The sequence below is a fragment of the Anaerocolumna sp. AGMB13020 genome, from assembly GCF_033100115.1.
GTDB lineage: Bacteria > Bacillota > Clostridia > Lachnospirales > Lachnospiraceae > Anaerocolumna.
Genome location: NZ_CP136910.1, coordinates 5,056,312 through 5,074,661 on the forward strand (window position 1 = coordinate 5,056,312; position 18,350 = coordinate 5,074,661).

General features: G+C 37.9%; 13 protein-coding genes. 12 read left to right on the plus strand and 1 reads right to left on the minus strand.

Annotated elements, in window-relative coordinates; translation table 11 throughout:
* Window positions 1-45 precede the first annotated feature (45 nt).
* The 5 genes from uxuA (at window position 46) to R2R35_RS21330 (ending at window position 4,870) form a co-directional block, all read left to right on the plus strand.
* Window positions 46-1,113 carry a mannonate dehydratase gene (uxuA, locus tag R2R35_RS21310; RefSeq protein ID WP_317731879.1) on the plus strand — a complete coding sequence of 356 codons (1,068 nt, stop codon included), beginning with the start codon at window positions 46-48 and terminating at the stop codon, window positions 1,111-1,113.
* Between the two features lie 33 nt (window positions 1,114-1,146).
* Window positions 1,147-2,745 carry a mannitol dehydrogenase family protein gene (locus R2R35_RS21315; RefSeq protein WP_317731880.1) on the plus strand — a complete coding sequence of 533 codons (1,599 nt, stop codon included), beginning with the start codon at window positions 1,147-1,149 and terminating at the stop codon, window positions 2,743-2,745.
* A gap of 9 nt (window positions 2,746-2,754) precedes the next feature.
* Window positions 2,755-3,447: a GntR family transcriptional regulator gene (locus R2R35_RS21320; protein WP_317731881.1), complete on the plus strand. Its 693-nt coding sequence runs from the start codon at window positions 2,755-2,757 to the stop codon at window positions 3,445-3,447.
* Window positions 3,448-3,541: 94 nt separating this feature from the next.
* Entirely contained in the window at window positions 3,542-4,069 is a 528-nt protein-coding gene (gene msrA / locus R2R35_RS21325; protein WP_317731882.1) for a peptide-methionine (S)-S-oxide reductase MsrA, read from the plus strand.
* A 177-nt stretch (window positions 4,070-4,246) separates the two neighbouring features.
* Window positions 4,247-4,870, plus strand: coding sequence for a DUF3793 family protein (locus R2R35_RS21330; RefSeq protein WP_317731883.1), 624 nt, complete (start codon window positions 4,247-4,249; stop codon window positions 4,868-4,870).
* Window positions 4,871-5,531: 661 nt separating this feature from the next.
* Here R2R35_RS21330 and R2R35_RS21335 read toward each other — a convergent pair.
* Entirely contained in the window at window positions 5,532-5,984 is a 453-nt protein-coding gene (locus R2R35_RS21335; protein WP_317731884.1) for a VOC family protein, read from the minus strand.
* A 1,215-nt stretch (window positions 5,985-7,199) separates the two neighbouring features.
* Between R2R35_RS21335 and R2R35_RS21340 the strand changes: the two genes are divergently transcribed.
* The 7 genes from R2R35_RS21340 (at window position 7,200) to R2R35_RS21370 (ending at window position 18,187) form a co-directional block, all read left to right on the plus strand.
* Entirely contained in the window at window positions 7,200-7,958 is a 759-nt protein-coding gene (locus tag R2R35_RS21340) for a tRNA threonylcarbamoyladenosine dehydratase (protein WP_317734836.1), read from the plus strand.
* Between the two features lie 336 nt (window positions 7,959-8,294).
* Window positions 8,295-11,231 carry an ABC transporter substrate binding protein gene (locus R2R35_RS21345; protein ID WP_317731885.1) on the plus strand — a complete coding sequence of 979 codons (2,937 nt, stop codon included), beginning with the start codon at window positions 8,295-8,297 and terminating at the stop codon, window positions 11,229-11,231.
* Window positions 11,232-11,480: 249 nt separating this feature from the next.
* A complete protein-coding gene (locus R2R35_RS21350) occupies window positions 11,481-11,675 on the plus strand; it encodes a DUF3787 domain-containing protein (RefSeq protein WP_317731886.1) in 195 nt (64 codons plus the stop codon).
* Window positions 11,676-11,725: 50 nt separating this feature from the next.
* Entirely contained in the window at window positions 11,726-15,265 is a 3,540-nt protein-coding gene (gene nifJ / locus R2R35_RS21355; protein ID WP_317731887.1) for a pyruvate:ferredoxin (flavodoxin) oxidoreductase, read from the plus strand.
* Window positions 15,266-15,728: 463 nt separating this feature from the next.
* Entirely contained in the window at window positions 15,729-16,544 is an 816-nt protein-coding gene (locus tag R2R35_RS21360; protein ID WP_317731888.1) for a methionine ABC transporter ATP-binding protein, read from the plus strand.
* 68 nt (window positions 16,545-16,612) lie between these two features.
* Entirely contained in the window at window positions 16,613-17,260 is a 648-nt protein-coding gene (locus R2R35_RS21365) for a methionine ABC transporter permease (RefSeq protein ID WP_317734837.1), read from the plus strand.
* A 3-nt stretch (window positions 17,261-17,263) separates the two neighbouring features.
* Window positions 17,264-18,187, plus strand: a complete 924-nt coding sequence (locus R2R35_RS21370) for a MetQ/NlpA family ABC transporter substrate-binding protein (protein WP_317731889.1) — start codon at window positions 17,264-17,266, stop codon at window positions 18,185-18,187.
* Window positions 18,188-18,350: the final 163 nt, after the last annotated feature.

Below are 18,350 nucleotides of genomic sequence, written 5' to 3' on the forward strand. Positions count from 1 at the left end.
TCATACTGTTATACTAGTATACAAGATAAGAAGGAGGATTTTGTAATGATAATGACTTTACGTTGGTTTGGTAAAAAGTATGATTCTGTTACCCTGGAACAAATACGACAGATACCCGGAGTTGAAGGAGTCATAACTACTTTATATGATATTCCTGCAGGTGAGATCTGGCCAATTGAAAGAATAAGGGGATTACAGGAGGAAGTAGAAAAGAGTGGTTTAAAGATTATAGGTATTGAAAGTGTAAATATTCATGATTCTATTAAGACTGGCAATGCGAACCGTGATTATTACATTGATAACTATATTGAGACTTTGAAGAATCTAGGAGAATGCGGTATAAATATGATATGTTATAATTTTATGCCCGTTTTCGACTGGACGCGTTCTGACCTTGCCAAATTAAGAGAAGACGGTTCAACGGTATTATCTTATGATCAGGAAATAATTAATACGATTGATCCCGCAAAAATGTTTTCTGAATTGGATAAAAGCAGCAATGGTTTTATACTGCCAGGCTGGGAGCCTGAAAGACTGGAAAAGGTTAAAGAACTCTTTGAAGAATATAAGCATGTGGATAATGACATCCTGTTTGATAATCTTGTTTATTTCTTAAATCGCATCAAACCTGTATGCAAGCAGTATGGAATACATATGGCCATTCATCCGGACGATCCTGCCTGGCCAGTATTTAATCTGCCTCGAATCGTTACTGGAAAGGAATCGATTGAGAGACTCCTAAAGGCGGTAGATGAGGAGTTTAATGGAATAACACTTTGTACTGGTTCCCTGGGTTCTAATATTAATAATGATATTTGTGAGATAATAAAGACAGCGAAAGGACGAATCCATTTTGCGCATTTAAGAAATATCAAGCATCTGGCACCTGGCAAATTTGATGAAGCCGCACATTTGTCCAGTGATGGCTCTCTTGATATGTATGCTATTACAAAGACCCTTTACGAATGTGGATTTAACGGTCCCGTCCGCTCTGACCATGGAAGAGCAATCTGGGGAGAAGTATCCATGCCCGGGTATGGATTATATGACAGAGCACTTGGCACTTGCTATTTGAATGGACTTTTTGAGGCTATTGCAAAAGAAAAGGCTTAAGTTGATTCCAATAATATGGAGGAGAAAAGGATTATGAGATTATCCTACGAAGGTATAAAAAAAAGGGATGAGTGGGAACAGGAAGGATACCATCTGCCACAATTTAATATTGAAAACATGTTGGCTGAAACAGCAGAAGGCCCGGAATGGATACATTTTGGAGGTGGAAATATATTCAGAGCTTTTCCGGCAGCAGTCAGTCAGAAGCTATTGGAGGAGGGTATACTAAAGACTGGAATCATCGTTGCGGAAGGTTTCGACTATGAAATTGTTGAAAAAGCTTACAGGCAGTATGATAATCTTAGCATATTGGCCACTCTGTGCCCGGATGGAAGGATTGAGAAGACGGTAATTGCCAGTGTAGCTGAATCTCTATGCATGAACAGTAAGACAAAGGATTGGATCAGGCTGATTCAAATCTTCAAATCTCCGACACTGAAAATAGCTTCATTTACGATTACGGAAAAGGGCTATAGTCTGGTAAATCAAAGCAGAGAGTTTACACAGGATATATTAGCAGATTTTAAACATGGACCGGATTCTCCTATAAGCTATATGGGAAAACTTACAGCACTATGTTACGAGAGATACAAGGCAGGCGGCTTACCGCTTACTCTGGTCAGTATGGACAACTGCTCTCACAATGGAACGAAATTAAAGGAAGCTGTAATCTGTATTACAGAAAAGTGGATTGAGGGCGGAAAAGCCGAACCTCAGTTTTTAGCTTTCATGACGGATAAAATTACATACCCATGGTCAATGATTGATAAGATTACTCCAAGGCCAGCATCAGAGGTAGAAGAGCATTTAAAGGCTACCGGGCTGGAAGACCTGCAGACCTATATCACCTCAAAAAATACCTACTGTGCCCCTTTTGTTAATGCAGAAGAACCTCAATATCTGGTGATTGAAGATAAGTTTGCCGGGGAAAGGCTTGCCCTTGATAAAGGAGGAATCATATTTACCAGCCGTGAAACCGTAGATAAAGTAGAACGTATGAAAGTATGTACCTGTCTGAATCCTCTCCATACAGCACTGGCTATATTTGGATGTCTCCTGGGGTATCATAAAATCAGTGACCAAATGAAAGATGAGGATCTGAAAACACTGGTATATCAGTTAGGTTATAAAGAAGGACTTCCAGTCGTTGAAAACCCAGGAATTATCAAGCCTGAAAAGTTTCTTGAGGAAGTACTGGAAAAACGCCTGCCCAACCCTTTTATTCCAGATTCACCTCAAAGAATAGCTACGGATACTTCCTTAAAACTCAGTATACGCTTTGGAGAAACCATCAAAGCATACCTTAAGAAAGACGGCCAGGTATCCTTAAGACTAATTCCCTTGGTCCTTGCAGGCTGGTGCCGCTATTTAACAGAACTTGATGATAAGGGAGAGACGTATACATTAAGTCCGGATCCAATCCTTGCTTCACTTACACCTGTATTTCGTAACATTAAATTTGGTGAAGCAGAGGATATTCACACTCAGATTAGCGGAGTTCTCAGCAGGGAAGACATTTTTGGAGTAGATTTATATGAAGCAGGTTTGGGTAGACAGGTAGAAGAGTATTTTGGTAAAATGATGAAAGGACCCGGCGCGGTTCGCAATACATTAAAAGATATTCTAGGCTAAGGAGTCTGCATGATAATATTAGAGAGAAATAACAGGGAAACAGCAAGTGATTATGCTTTAAGAGTAATACGGTTTAATATTATATCGCTGAATTTAGTTCCGGGCAGTCTGGTTAGTGAAAATGAATTGGCAAAAGAGCTTGGAATCAGCAGAACGCCGGTAAGAGAAGCATTAATTGATCTTAGTAAGATTAAGCTGGTTGAAATATATCCGCAAAAAGGCAGCTGTATTTCTCTCATTAATCATCAATTAGTAGAAGAAGCAAGATTCGTTCGGTTGCTTTTAGAAAGTGCAATTGTGGAAGAAGCCTGTGAACTTGCTAGTACCAAAGACATTCTGCTGCTGGAGGAAAATATCAGGCTGCAGGAGATGTACCAGGGGCAGAACTATGAGGATAAGCAGCTGAAACTGGATAATGAATTTCATGAGCTATTATTTACCATCTGTAATAAGCAATTTACTTATAACCTGCTAACGGGAATGATGACTCATTTTGACAGAGTGAGAAGATTGAGCTTATCGGTAGTCAGGGACTCGAAAATACTGGCAGATCATAAGGCTTTAGTGGATTCCATCAAAAGGAAAGACAGTCAGGGTGCAAAAGAGATCATAACAAAACATTTATCCCGTTATCAGCTGGACGAAGAAGAACTGCGAAAAAACTATGGGGATTATTTTAAAAACAAACCTTCTGTGTTATAATAGGTACTGCAATAAACTGCCGGATGAAATTCTGTCCGGCAGTTTAAATTTCATATATTATATCCGATTATTACAATAGAAAGTAGGTAGTGGTATGTCAAATACATCAAAACAAAAAGTTATATACCTTGCGGGAGGCTGTTTCTGGGGAACAGAAAAATACCTCTCAAGTGTACAAGGTGTATTGGAAACCAACGTAGGTTATGCTAATGGTAATACGGAGAATCCCTCCTATGAGGAAGTCTGCCACAAAAATACCGGACATGCAGAAACCGTTAAAGTGGTCTATGATACAGAAATACTCGATTTGGATTTTATTTTGAAATTATACTATGATGTTATAAACCCTACATCAGTAAATAAGCAAGGAGAAGATGAAGGGTCTCAATATCGAACCGGAATCTATTATGAAACAGAAGAAGATGTGCCAGTTATTAAAGCATCTTTGCTTGAACTTCAGAAACAGTATGAAAAACCAATTGCAATAGAAGTACTTCCCATTAAAAATTACTATCTGGCAGAAGAATATCATCAGAAATATCTGGACAAGAATCCTACCGGTTATTGCCATATAAGACCTGATAAATTCGAAAAAGCAAGACAGGCAGTAAAACAGAATTAATTCATAAAATATCATAAAGCATTCATAAAATTCTGCAAAAGCTCAAATCCTAATAATGAAACTTAATGATAATTGTTCTCAAAAGCACAATTGACAAAATTAGTTGTCAAAGGATACAATGTGTTATGAGAATCATTATCAATAAATCATTTTGTTGCTTAAAGCAGGAGATTAAATATGAGTGAGGACATTTTTTTAAAAGGAGAAGACAGAACCGGTTCCTATGTGGCATTTTCATTAGCTAATTGCTGCATGCCTGCCTTGTTAAAGTCAAAACCCTCTAATCTGGTCTGCTTTCGAAAGTGCTATATAGACAGCCGGGTAAATTTTTTTAAAGCGCTAATCAAAGAATGCGAAGGATTTGGCTGCAATGCAAGAGTGCTGTGCGAATGTGAAAAAGCCATCTATATTATTATATATGATAAACAAATGCTGCTGGAGGTAATACAGAATAATATCGAAAATCCTCTTTTAGCCTTAAACGGCTATGGAAGCGGCTGTCCTTATCTTCACAAGGCACTAACCCGCCTGGGCGAACGATACGGCAGTTACCGCAAATGCAGAGAATCAGGACAGAATGAGGATTTCCCACATGAAATAGGAATTATGCTGGGTTATCCGGTTACTGATGTTGAAGAGTATATTAAAAACAATGGTGAGAACTATGTAATGTGCGGCTATTGGAAAGTGTATCACAATGCAGAGGAAGCTATCAGAGTATTTGATCGGTTTACAAAAATACGAAAAGAAGCGATGGAGCTGTTTTATGCTGGAAGACCTTTAAAAGAGATGATAGGTTGAGAATAAAAAATGAGGATAACGATAAAGGACAGTTTGTTTCAAGGGGACGGAAAATAGCACAAACCAGAAAAAACTCATGCTTCAATTCCAAGGCATAAGTAGTCCTAATTCTCTGATTATTTTGTGCTTGGCATATTATAAATCAGATAACTCGCTTCGCTCAGACAATCTGCTTTATAATATAGCACAAAATATTCAGAGAAAGGACTTCTAATGCCTTTCCATAGGCGCATTCGTTCTTTCTGGTTTGTGCTATTTTCCTGTACTCGTATTGACGTAAGCTTTTTATAGAAAAAATTAATATAAGTTTTGTGTCTTAGTTGGAGTGGGATTTTTTAGTTCTACTCTTTTATTATATTTTATTTAGATATTTAATTGAGAGCCCTGTTAGATAATGATATTATTAATACATATAATTTTAGGCGGATGAACATTAGCATCCTGATAAACTTAAGATTATACTAAAAAATATGCTGATAAAACTTTATAAGATATAAACCATTTATTATTGCGCATTTGGAAGGTAGTATCGGTATTTTCTTGTGGATTGTAATCAAGGAATTCGTTATTTCATTTTATGCCACCTGTATTTTTATGAGTTCTATTTGGCTGAATTACAGTCAAATATGCTAATTTTCTAATAAGATAATAAATTATATTATTAAACGAATTCTCCTTTTTTAGGTGAATATTGACCAGTGATTTCGATAATATTTCCATCTGGGTCTGTTAGTTGAAAATAATAATAGGGGCTTACATTGTTAATATATTTAATTTGGGTCAGTTTGTCACTTATATGCAATTGCTCTATTCTATTTCTCTCTTTTTCCAAATTTTCTGACCAGAGATTTAATACAAACTTATGTGTATTATCAGCATCTGCAATTGAAACTAAGTTATCAAATTCCTCTACATATTCCCCCTTGCGTACTGTTAAACCTGGATTCAATGCATCAAAGTAACCATTCAATATTGAAATGTTTTGTCCGTCGAAATGAAACTGAGCAAACCTTTGCATATTCTGAACACTTACCGGCATTTCTAATATCTTTTCATAAAACTGAATTGACTTATTATAATCCTTTACTATCAGATAAACTGAACCTAAATGCATATGTACCTCCTCGAATATAAGAATATTAATAATCATTACCTAAGCGGTCTATCTTTGAATTGTTATGTCCGTACTTCAACTGGTTCACTTACACTATCTAAAAGAGAGTTCTCTAAATAAATAAATCTTTATTTTGTTTAATTTTTCAGCCATTAAAACCAATATAAATAATTGGTTATATAGTTGCTACACCTTTAAAACGCTAATCCGCTTTTGAGGTTACAATGCAGTGAGTTCATATGATTAACTTGATAAACCCAATTCTTATGCCTTCCCCGTTTTTAATTCTTACATGTCTAACACAAAGTCCATAGAGAACTTGATATTTGTCAATGGAATATCGTCATTGAAGCTATTACTTACAATGTATGATTCTTTGAGAACTTGATATTTGTCATTGTCAATGGAATACGGTCATAGAAGCTATTACTAACAATATATGCTTCTTTGAGAACTTGATATTTGTCAATGGAGTACGGTCATAGAAGCTATTACTAACAATATATGATTCTTTGAGAACTTGATATTTGTTAATGGAATACCCCATAAAGCAGATATATCCAAACTAATTACTGGTAAAGATTGCAGAGTAGAATCTGCAGATTCTATTATATCATGATAAGAACATACGTTCAATGCTATTTGATATCATTTAAATCATTTAATAGTATAATATCAACGGATTTTATCTAAAAGAGCTTATAATAAAAAAAGCAAATCCTATTTACATAGAAGTGTTTCTAGTATTGCTAAACATACATCTGACTTATAAGCACTCAAATCTACAGAGATATCTCAATAATGTAACAATTATCCAATATCAATACCCAGATGATTTCGGTTTCTAGTTAGCCATTTTCTATTGAAGAGTTCCTTAATGACACTTAAATGGCAGAAACTGTGACCAGGCAAGATTATACCATGTTTGAGCGCACAGCCTTACATATAGAAAACCTGACAGCGAGTTTGGTATAATCTTGCCTTCCGGGAACAGTTACTGGCATTTTAGTGTCATTTGGAACTCTGAACGAGAAATGGCTAACTAGAAACCGTAATCATCGTCCATTGCCAAAGAAAACCGTCAGACACCAATCAATCAATCCCTGAAATATTTAACCTCAAAGGATTTGAAAGCCACAATTGACAGTTCAGAAATTTGATGTTATCATAATTCAGGCTAATAAAGACAGGAGTTTTGAAAGAACGGAGCAGGAAATGTTAAATCAATTTTCGAGAACAGAACTTTTATTTGGCAACGAAGGTATGGAGAAATTACAGAATGCACGAGTTGCTATATTTGGTATAGGCGGTGTGGGCGGATACACGGCAGAAGCACTTGCCAGAAGCGGCGTAGGAACCTTTGATTTATTTGATGATGATAAAGTATGTTTAACGAATATAAACCGGCAGATAATTGCAACAAGAAAAACGGTTGGTAAATACAAAGTTGAAGTAATGAAGGAAAGAATATTGGAAATCAACCCTCAGGCAGTGGTACATACTCATCAAACCTTTTATACACCTGAAGTAGCAGATCAATATGATTTTTCTGAATACACTTATGTTGTAGATGCAATAGATACCGTTACAGGAAAGATTGAGCTGGTTTTAAGGGCACAAAAATGTAATGTTCCTATTATAAGTTGTATGGGAGCTGGAAATAAGCTGGATCCAACCAGATTTGAAGTAACAGATATATATAAGACTAGCGTTTGCCCCCTTGCCAAGGTTATGCGAAAAGAGCTAAAGGTAAGAGGTGTTAAGAAGCTGAAGGTTGTTTATTCCAAGGAACCTGCTAGAAAACCTTTGGAAGATATGTCTATCAGCTGCAGAAGCAACTGCATATGTCCTCCCGGGGCACAGCGCAAATGTACGGACAGAAGACAAATTCCAGGAAGCAATGCTTTTGTACCTTCTGTAGCCGGACTGATTATAGCCGGAGAAATTATAAAGGATCTGACCGGAGTAAGATAAGATAACAGCAGTATGCCATTTGGTATACTGCTGTTTTTTTATTTATCTTTTTTTTAGGAGAAGAGGTAATGAAATAAATGGAAATCTAGTGGATATAAAATGTTTTTAACAGCAAGGATGTATTCATAGCAAGGAAGAATTCACAGCAGAGCCTGGACAAATATATTCATTAAATTCATTGAAATCAACTTAGTTGTCTGAAATGTAAAGAAAATTTAAACAATTAAACATAGTTATTTGCTTTAGAAGAAAATTGTTGTTAACTATAGCGAAATCAGTCAATATGTGTTATAATAAGTAAAATTACATTATATGGAATTGAATTGAGGGGAATTTATGCATAAGATAAGGACGTTCTTAGGTATTATAATCTGCTTACTGCTGACTTTTGCACCCAATAATTTATCTGGGAAATCACCTGTTTTCTTGGCTGCCGGAAATGAGGAAAAAAAGAATATTCTGTATATTAGCTCTTATAATGAGAATTTTCTCAGTGTACCAGAACAGATTGAAGGAGTTCGTTCTGTTTTAAGGACAGAGGAATATAATGTGGATCTGGAATTCATGGATTCGAAACGTTTTGTTTCATATAACAGCAGACAATTGTTTCATGATCTGATAAAATATAAAATAGAACATCTACCTCCTTATGATGGTATTATAGTAGGGGATGATTATGCTCTGCAGTTTGCCATGGATTATCAGAAGGAACTTTTTGCAGAGATACCAATTGTATTTTTGGGAGTTAATGATACGAACAGGGTGAAGGAAGCAGAAGGGATTCCATACATAACTGGTGTGGTAGAAGAGCTGTCTATCAAAGAAAACATACAACTCGGCATCGCACTTAATAAAGCAGCGAAGAGGATAGTAGCTATTGTGGATGATACCCTGACCGGCATTGGTGACAAAGTACAGTATTATTCCCTGGAGGAGCAATTCCCGGAATTAAAATTTGAACATATAAATGTATCCAACTACACCTTTGCAGAAGTGGAGAATCAAGTCAGCAATATTGATGATGACACGATACTTCTTTATTTAAGTATGTACACGGATAAAACAGGGGCCAATATAACTATACCTGAAGCCTCCAGAGTGTTAAGCAGAGCTGCAAGAGTTCCCATACTGCGTGCGGAAGTCGGAGGTATCGGTGAAGGCATCCTGGGTGGAAAAATGATTTCCTATTATGATTCAGGCGCAATCGCAGCCAAACTTCTTTTAAAAGTCTTTGGAGGTACTCCCATCGACTCAATCCCAATAATTCACGAAAGTCCAAATAATTACATAATTGATTACAACGTTTTAAAGAAATACGATATCCCCGTAAGATTACTACCGTCTGATACCCAGATTGTAGGACGTAAGCAATCCTTCATAGAACAGCATCCGGTTCTGACTGGAAATATAGTCTTGATTTTTTCTCTGTCTGCATTGGTAATAATTCTATTGACCTCAGATAATATCAGGAGAAGAAAAATGGACAGAATACTGCAGGAGAGTCATGAGGAACTGGTACAGACTTATGAAGAATTAACTGCTTCGGAGGAGGAATTAAGACTTCAGTATGAGATATCACAAAAACATATGGAAGAGATGGAAATCCTGAATCAGAAGTATGGTATTGCAGTTGACAGTACAGGCTGTGCAGTATGGGAGTATGATGTAACCTTAAGAACCTTATCAATAACCGAAGAGTTTCTGTATCCGTTAAATCCTAAGCTGGCAGAGATGAAGGATATCGATGTTCTTCTTGATAATATGTTGTGCCAGGAAGACAAGAATCTTGTATTATCAGAGTATAATAGGTATTTAAACGGAGAAACCGATAAGATATATATTGAATTATCCTTACATAATAGAAACAATGAAAAAATCTGGGTAATGTTAAGCGGCAAAGGCGTATTTGACCTGCAAGGAAATGTAATGTCTTTAAATGGTTTATTAATCGATATCACACAGATAAAGGAGCAGGAGGAATATATCAAGTACCTGGCAGGGAATGATTACCTGACGAAACTGCCGAACCGTATGAGTTTTATGGAGAAATTGGAGGGTCATTTAAAAGACAATTTCTATGGAGCTGTCCTCTTACTGGATATTGATAATTTCAAGACAATAAATGATACCCTGGGGCATTTAAACGGTGACCGGTTATTAACTGTTATAGCGGAACGAATCAACAGCCTTGTGGACGAGGATTTAAAGGCATATCGATTCGGAGGAGATGAATTCCTTCTATTGATTACCGATGTGAAGAGTGAAGAAGCTGTGGAAGTCTATCTGAATAAGCTTAGAAAATTATTTAATGAACCGATTAGCCTGCTTGGTAAAGAGCATCTTGTAAGTTTTAGTGCCGGTATTACCTTTTTTCCCAAAGACAGCAGGGATATGGAGAGGCTGCTTATCAATGTTGATACTGCAATGTATTATGTGAAAAGCAACGGAAAAGGCAATTGTATGTTCTATAGTGACAGTATTTTTGAAGATATCCGAAGCAAAGCGGAAATCGAAGATATCTTAAGAGGTGCACTAAAAGAAGACGGGTTTACCTTGCTGTATCAGCCACAGATTAATGTTGATACTGGAGAGATAGACGAGTTTGAAGCCCTGCTCAGGCTGAAGAACAGGAACTTATCCCCTGCAAAGTTCATTGAAATTGCTGAAGTGAGCGGTATAATAATTGAAATAGGAAGATGGGTTACAAAGGAAGTAATCCGGCAAATGGCTGAATGGAGGAAGAAAGGATATCCCTTAAAGCCGGTTGCCATTAATTTCTCGGGAAAACAGTTAAATGATAAAGAATACATATCATTTTTGAGTAATACATTAAAGCAGTATAACATTAATCCCAAATACATAGAAATCGAAATTACAGAAAGCATATTAATGGAGGAAACAGATAATACACTTGCTTTCCTTAACCAGCTGAAGGAAATGGGGCTGAAAATTGCAATGGATGACTTTGGAACCGGTTATTCCTCTCTTAACTATCTTACCTTTATTCCCGTTGACAAGATTAAACTGGACAAATCTCTCTGCGAGAAATTCATTAATATGGATAACAGCAGTGTTATAAGCAGTTTAATCAGTCTTGTTCATAGTCTTAATCTAATAATTACTGCTGAAGGGATCGAAGAACCTTATCAGTATTACCGGTTAAAAGAAGGCGGATGCGACTTGATTCAGGGGTATTTATTCAGTAAACCTGTTTCTTGCCAGGAGGTTGAAGAAATTTATAATGAGAATTTCTCCAGCAGGATTGTTTTATAATAATCTCATAATGAAATAGTAGTTTATAACTGCTGCAAATGGACTGATTAATAATCAGAAAATGGCAGCAGTTATTTTGTTTTTTAAAGAGGAAATGGTTAACATTGTATATTTTTAAGGTATTTGGTTAATTTATAACTGTATTGATATATCAGTTTTTAACCAGGTAGTGACGAGAACTTTTTACATCATTATTTAAGTGTCCATACACACCTGATACATTAAAAATACATTGAAAAGGAGAACCAAATGCAGAATAGAAAAGAGAATTCATTAAATTCGGAAAAGAATAAAAGGCTTGATACGATTAGTGCAACAAACAGTGAAGAAACAGCTGCATGGGCAAATGAAGAGAAAATCGTAAAACACAGCCAGGTATCAATTCCCTCAGAGTATGAGGTGGAAAAGGCAAAGAACTGGGTAGATAATGGAAGCCAGTTATAGATTAAAAAACAGTACATTAAAGCTTACTAAATTCAGGAAAGAGGTTACAAATGGCTAAAACAATAATGACGATGGATGGTAATTCAGCAGCAGCTTATGCTGCGTATGCTTTTACCGATGTAGCAGCAATCTATCCCATAACTCCGTCCACCAGTATGGCAGAGGTTACCGATGACTGGTCAGCGAAGGGAAGAAAGAATATTTTCGGGCAGGAAGTAAATGTAGTGGAGATGCAATCAGAAGCCGGTGCTGCCGGTGCTTTCCATGGTTCCCTTCAGGCCGGTGCTCTTACCACAACCTTTACCGCATCCCAGGGATTGTTACTTATGATACCAAATATGTATAAAGCAGCAGGTGAATTACTACCGGGGGTTTTTCATGTAAGTGCAAGAGCAATCGCCACGCATGCGCTCAGTATTTTTGGTGATCATCAAGACGTTATGGCAGTAAGACAGACAGGGTGCCCGATGCTGGCAAGCGGTTCTGTTCAGGAAGTAATGGATCTGGCACCTGTAGCTCATCTGTCTGCGATAAAAGGGCGTCTTCCTTTTGTACATTTTTTTGATGGTTTTCGTACCTCACATGAAATACAGAAGGTAGAAGCACTTGATTATGAGGACTATGCCTCCCTCCTTGATTATAAGGCCTTAAAGGATTTCAGGGACAGAGCTTTATCTCCCAACCATCCGGTTACCAGAGGAACAGCCCAGAATCCGGATATTTATTTCCAGGGAAGAGAGTCCGCTAATCAATATTATGAGAACATTGTACCCATAGTAGAAGAATATCTGGGCAAAATGGGAGAGCTTACCGGACGAAAATATGGTCTCTTTGATTACTATGGTGCAGCAGATGCAGAATACGTAATAATTGCAATGGGCTCTGTAACCCAAACAATTGAGGAAACCATAGATTATCATAATAAAAATGGTGAAAAATATGGTCTTATAAAGGTTCATTTATTCCGCCCCTTCAGTGCAAAGCACTTTCTAAGCTGTCTTCCCTCCACCGCAAAGAAGGTTGCAGTTCTTGAAAGGACAAAAGAGCCGGGTGCTCTGTATGAGCCATTGTATCTGGACATCAGTGCAAGCCTGGCAGACGAAAAGGACAAGCCGGAAATCATCGGAGGCAGATTTGGTCTGGGTTCAAAAGATACGACCCCGGCAGATATAACAGCAGTTTATGAGAACCTGAAACAGAATTCGCCAAAAGATCATTTTACCATCGGGATTACCGATGACGTAACAGATACCTCTCTTCCGGAAGTGAAAAGATTCTCGACAGAACCTTCTGACAGAAAAGCCTGCAAATTCTGGGGTCTGGGGTCAGATGGTACGGTAGGTGCAAACAAGCAGGCAATTATGATAATCGGTAACTCCACGGACTATAACGTACAAGCGTACTTTGATTACGATTCCAAAAAGTCCGGAGGTATTACCATGTCTCACTTAAGATTCGGAAAGACAAAGATAAAGTCTACCTATCTGGTGGTCCATGCGGATTATGTGGCATGTCATAACCAATCTTATGTGAACAAATATGATATGTTAAGCGATATCAAACCCGGTGGAATATTTGTATTAAACTGCAAATGGAAGGATGATGAACTGGAGGAGATGCTGCCAGTAGGGCTTAAGAGAGACCTGGCTGAGAAAAATATCCGCTTCTATACCATAGATGCTGTAAGCATTGCCGGTGAAATCGGACTTGGAAATCGTATTAACATGATAATGCAGGGAGCCTTCTTTAAGCTCATTGACATCCTGCCGGAAGATGTATTTACGAAAGAATTAAAGAAAGCTGCCGCCTATTCTTATGGAAAGAAAGGTGAGCAGGTTGTTGCTATGAACCACGAAGCTATTGACCGTGGTGTAAAAGGTGTTCATGAAGTAAAGGTACCGGAACACTGGAAGAATGCTTCGGATAAAGCGGTAAATGCTGTAGATGAACCGGAATTCGTTCAAAAGATAATGCGGCCAATGCAGGAGTTAAAAGGAAATGAACTTCCTGTCAGTGCTTTTAAAGGAAGAGAAGACGGTACCTTCCCAAATGGTTCCACTGCTTTTGAAAAACGCGGTATTGCTGTTAATGTACCGGAGTGGATCAGTGAGAATTGCATCCAATGTAATCAATGCTCCTATGTATGCCCGCATGCGGTTATAAGGCCCTTTTTGATGACAGAGGAGGAAATGCAGAAGGCACCTGAACATTATGTTGCCTTAAAAGCTACTGGTAAAGGATATGAAAATTATAGGTTCCGCATTCAGGTCAGCACAATGGATTGTACTGGCTGCGGTAACTGTGCAGATATCTGCCCGGCCAAAGAAAAAGCACTGGTGATGAAACCCATCGATTCCCAGACAGAAGTCCAGGTGCCGAACTGGAAATATGCCTTCTATGAAGTTGGTCATAAAAACAATCTGTCTTATGGAAACACATTTAAGGAAAGCCAGTTTAAGCAGCCTTTGATGGAGTTTTCAGGAGCCTGTGCAGGCTGTGGTGAAACACCGTATATTAAATTGATCACACAGCTCTTCGGAGACAGAATGATGATTGCAAATGCTACAGGCTGTTCCTCTATCTGGGGGGCTTCAGCACCAAGTACTGCCTACACAGCGAACAGAGAAGGAAAAGGTCCTGCCTGGGCAAATTCTCTTTTTGAGGATAATGCAGAATATGGATTTGGTATGTACCTTGGTAACAGGCAGATACGTGCCAAGCTGGAAGGACTTATGAAGGAGCTCCTGGAAACAGGGCTTGAGGAAAATGTGAAAGAGCTTATCAATGACTGGATTCATTATAAGCAGGATGGAGAAATAAGTAAATCTGCCAGTGAAAAGCTTGTAAAGGCACTAACAGAATATAAAACACCGGATGAAGAGAAGAAAAAACTTATTGATGAGATCCTGGAGAAGAAAGATTATCTTGTTAAGAGATCTCATTGGATTGTTGGTGGCGATGGCTGGGCTTATGATATCGGCTACGGCGGTCTTGACCAGGTGCTGTCTTCCGGTGAAGATATCAATGTGCTGGTATTTGATACAGAAGTATATTCCAATACCGGCGGGCAGGCTTCCAAATCCACACCTGCAGCAGCAGTAGCCAAGTTCGCTGCCTCCGGTAAGAAATCCGGTAAAAAGGATCTTGGCAGAATGATGATGACTTACGGAAATGTATATGTTGCACAGGTAGGTATCAATGCCGACAATAACCAGTTATATAAGGCGGTAAGAGAAGCTGAAAGTTATAAAGGACCTTCTCTGATTATTGCTTATTCCCCCTGTATCAGTCATGGTATGAAAGTCGGTATGGGTAAGAGTATGGCTACAATCAAGGAAGCAGTTAAAGCAGGTTACTGGCATTTATACCGTTATAACCCTGACCTGAAAAAAGATAACAAGAATCCATTTATCCTGGATTCCAAAGCACCAACAGGTAGCTTCAGAGAGTTTATAATGGGACAGGTTCGTTACAGCTCCTTAGCGAAGGCATATCCCGAGATTGCAGAGGAATTATTCCAGAAAGCAGAGGAACAGGCCAAGGAACGTTATGAAATCTACAAGAATATGTCAGAATTGACCAAGATTTAATTATGATAGGAATTAGATTAAGATTTCATACATTTAACAAAGCAGGAAACGAAAACTGCTAATTTAGTAATAGGATAAAAACCGATGTTTCAGTAGCTGCAAATCTGCAGGCTTGAAGCATCGGTTTTTATAAATAACCGAAAGAAATTACTGTTTATCTTCTTATTTGAGTATGAATTTATCGGAATATTGGATTTGCCTGTATTGTGCTTATGCACATGTAAAAATGGAATCAGATGTGCTTAAAATAATGTATAATTATAAACCAGAAACCTTGACAGAAGGCATAATGGTATAGTATAACTGCATATGTTGTAACTTTTTGCAGTATTAAAGCATGTGATGAAAATTTGATTAATTAGTAAAAAAAGAGCTTGACAAATCTATAGAAAGGTAGTATAAATTATTCATACAAATCATATCAAATAAGTATGAAATGAATTTCAACTACAAAGGTGAAGGTATGATTCAGGTAAAACAGCTCACAAAAGAATTTTCCATAGCGAAGAATAAGAAGCTGACCGTTCTGAAAAATATCAGTCTGGATATTGAGGATGGAGATATATTTGGTATAATCGGCATGAGCGGGGCAGGAAAAAGTACGTTTATCCGTTGTCTGAACTTATTAGAGAGGCCGACAAAGGGTACCATTGTAATCGACGGGGTAGAGATTACAAGAAAAAAAGGAAGAGACTTAAATTCCCTTCGTAAAAACATCGGAATGATATTTCAGAACTTTAATCTGTTAATGCAGAAAAATGTTGCAAGGAATATAGCCTTTGGACTTGAAATCACAGGTGTACATGAATTTAAGATTCCGGGTATGGCCGATAAGGATTATAAGAAGCTTGGATATTTTAAGAAAAGAGCGCAAAAGAAAAAAGAAATAGAACGCAGAGTAGATGAACTGTTAAAGCTGGTGGATTTAGAGGAGAAGAAATACGAGTATCCTGCGAAATTAAGCGGCGGACAGAGACAGAGAGTAGCAATAGCCAGAGCCTTGGCCACGAGCCCGTCTATTCTGTTGTGTGATGAAGCAACCTCCGCACTTGACAGCAGAACAACAGAATCCATATTAAAACTGTTGAAGAAAATAAACGAAGAGACCGGTGTAACGATTGTTATGATAACACATGAGATGAATGTGGTACAAAAGATATGTAACAAGGTTGCAGTACTGGATAAGTCAGAAATTGTAGCAATTGGTAATACCCAGGCAGTATTTGGCGACACCTCTTCAAAAATTGTTGCACAGTTATTAGGGGGAGGGGAAGAATAATGCAATTTCAGGATTTTATCATACAATTTGGAAATACTTTAAGAACCTTATATACCGATTATGGAACAATGATAGGGCAAGGTGTCCTGGAGACTTTATTTATGACATTTACCTCCATTGCAGTTGCATACATACTGGGGATTCCTATCGGGATAGTAACAGAGGTAACAAGGAGGGGCGGTATTTATCCCATTCCGGCTCTAAATGGTTTTTTAGGTTTTATTATTAATATAGGCAGATCTATTCCCTTCATCATTTTACTGGTTTTTGTAATGCCGGTTACAAGACAGATCGCAGGAACTACAATAGGACCGAAAGCTGCAACTGTTCCATTGATAATAGCAGCGACACCTTTTGTTGCCAGAATGGTTGAAAGTTCCTTAAGGGAAGTAGACGGAGGAGTTATAGAAGCGGCAAAAGCAATGGGAGCCAATACCAGACAGATTATTTATAAAGTGCTGCTGCCGGAAGCAAGACCCTCCCTGATCATGGGAGCATCACTTGCCACTATCACTCTGGTTGGTTACACGGCCATGGCTGGAGTCGTTGGCGGCAGGGGACTTGGTGATATCGCCTTAAGATATGGCTATTACAGATATCAGCCTGATGTCATGATTGTTACTATAATACTGCTTGTAATTATGGTACAGATAATCCAGAGCATAGGGCATTCAATATCAAAGAAGATTGATAAAAGAGGAAAAGGAGAGAATTGATTTATGAAAAAAGTGAAAAAACTATCTGCATTTGCTTTAAGTCTGTTATTAGCGGGAGCTCTTTTAGCAGGCTGCGGTACAAAAAATAATACTTCAGGCTCTTCCGATAATGCTACAGCAGAACCTACACAGGCAGAAGCAACGGAAGCAGCAGAACCCACTACAGAAGGAGAAGCTACACCGGCAGAGTTAACCGAAATCATTGTAGGAGCCACTGTTGAGCCACATGCCACTATCTTAAATTCTGACGCGGTTAAGAATGCTTTAGCTGAGCAGGGATATTCTATTAAAGTAGTAGAGTATACAGATTATATTCAGCCAAATTCAGCCACAGAAGACGGAAGCCTGGATGCTAACTTTTTCCAGCATGTGCCTTATCTGGATGATTTCAATTCCAAAAATGGAACACATTTAGTAGCAGTTTCCAATATTCATTTCGAACCACTTGGCTTATATCCAGGTAAGACAAAGTCATTAGATGCTTTGCCTGATAAAGCACAGATTGCAGTTCCTAATGATACAACAAATGAAGCAAGAGCTTTATTGTTATTAGAAAAAGCAGGACTTATCAAGTTAAAAGAAAATATTGGACTGGAAGCAACCGTTAAAGACATTACGGAGAATCCTAAGAACATACAGTTCTATGAAATTGAAGCAGCACAGACAGCGAAAGTACTCCAGGACGTTGATTTATCCGTTATCAATGGTAACTATGCTTTAACAGAAGGCCTTTCTGCAGCAGCAGATGCACTTTTAGTTGAGGATGCTTCCTCAGATGCAGCAAAAACCTATACAAACGTAATCGTTGTAAAAGAAGGCAATGAAGAATCTGATAAGACCAAAGCATTAATCAAAGCAGTTACATCAGAAGAAACCAGGAAATTCATTGAAGAGAAGTGGCAGGGTGCTGTAGTACCCGTATTCTAAAACTCAATATCGCTTTTAAAAATAATTTGTAGAACCAGCCGGTAAATTTCCTGAATATTCCGGCTGGTTTTATCATTTTTAGGATTGTTTTGTCAAAAACAAAAAGGTATAATGAGAATAGTTATTACGAACCTTTGAAAGGATAAGCGCTGTAAGTCCGCGC

Excerpts from the sequence above, each read along its gene's own strand:
- nifJ (WP_317731887.1), top strand. The coding sequence starts at position 11,726 with ATGGCTAAAACAATAATGACGATGGATGGTAATTCAGCAGCAGCTTAT.
- R2R35_RS21350 (WP_317731886.1), top strand. The coding sequence starts at position 11,481 with ATGCAGAATAGAAAAGAGAATTCATTAAATTCGGAAAAGAATAAAAGG.
- R2R35_RS21315 (WP_317731880.1), top strand. The coding sequence starts at position 1,147 with ATGAGATTATCCTACGAAGGTATAAAAAAAAGGGATGAGTGGGAACAG.
- R2R35_RS21360 (WP_317731888.1), top strand. The coding sequence starts at position 15,729 with ATGATTCAGGTAAAACAGCTCACAAAAGAATTTTCCATAGCGAAGAAT.
- R2R35_RS21365 (WP_317734837.1), top strand. The coding sequence starts at position 16,613 with ATGATAGGGCAAGGTGTCCTGGAGACTTTATTTATGACATTTACCTCC.
- R2R35_RS21330 (WP_317731883.1), top strand. The coding sequence starts at position 4,247 with ATGAGTGAGGACATTTTTTTAAAAGGAGAAGACAGAACCGGTTCCTAT.
- msrA (WP_317731882.1), top strand. The coding sequence starts at position 3,542 with ATGTCAAATACATCAAAACAAAAAGTTATATACCTTGCGGGAGGCTGT.
- R2R35_RS21340 (WP_317734836.1), top strand. The coding sequence starts at position 7,200 with ATGTTAAATCAATTTTCGAGAACAGAACTTTTATTTGGCAACGAAGGT.
- R2R35_RS21320 (WP_317731881.1), top strand. The coding sequence starts at position 2,755 with ATGATAATATTAGAGAGAAATAACAGGGAAACAGCAAGTGATTATGCT.
- uxuA (WP_317731879.1), top strand. The coding sequence starts at position 46 with ATGATAATGACTTTACGTTGGTTTGGTAAAAAGTATGATTCTGTTACC.
- R2R35_RS21335 (WP_317731884.1), bottom strand. The coding sequence starts at position 5,984 with ATGCATTTAGGTTCAGTTTATCTGATAGTAAAGGATTATAATAAGTCA.
- R2R35_RS21345 (WP_317731885.1), top strand. The coding sequence starts at position 8,295 with ATGCATAAGATAAGGACGTTCTTAGGTATTATAATCTGCTTACTGCTG.
- R2R35_RS21370 (WP_317731889.1), top strand. The coding sequence starts at position 17,264 with ATGAAAAAAGTGAAAAAACTATCTGCATTTGCTTTAAGTCTGTTATTA.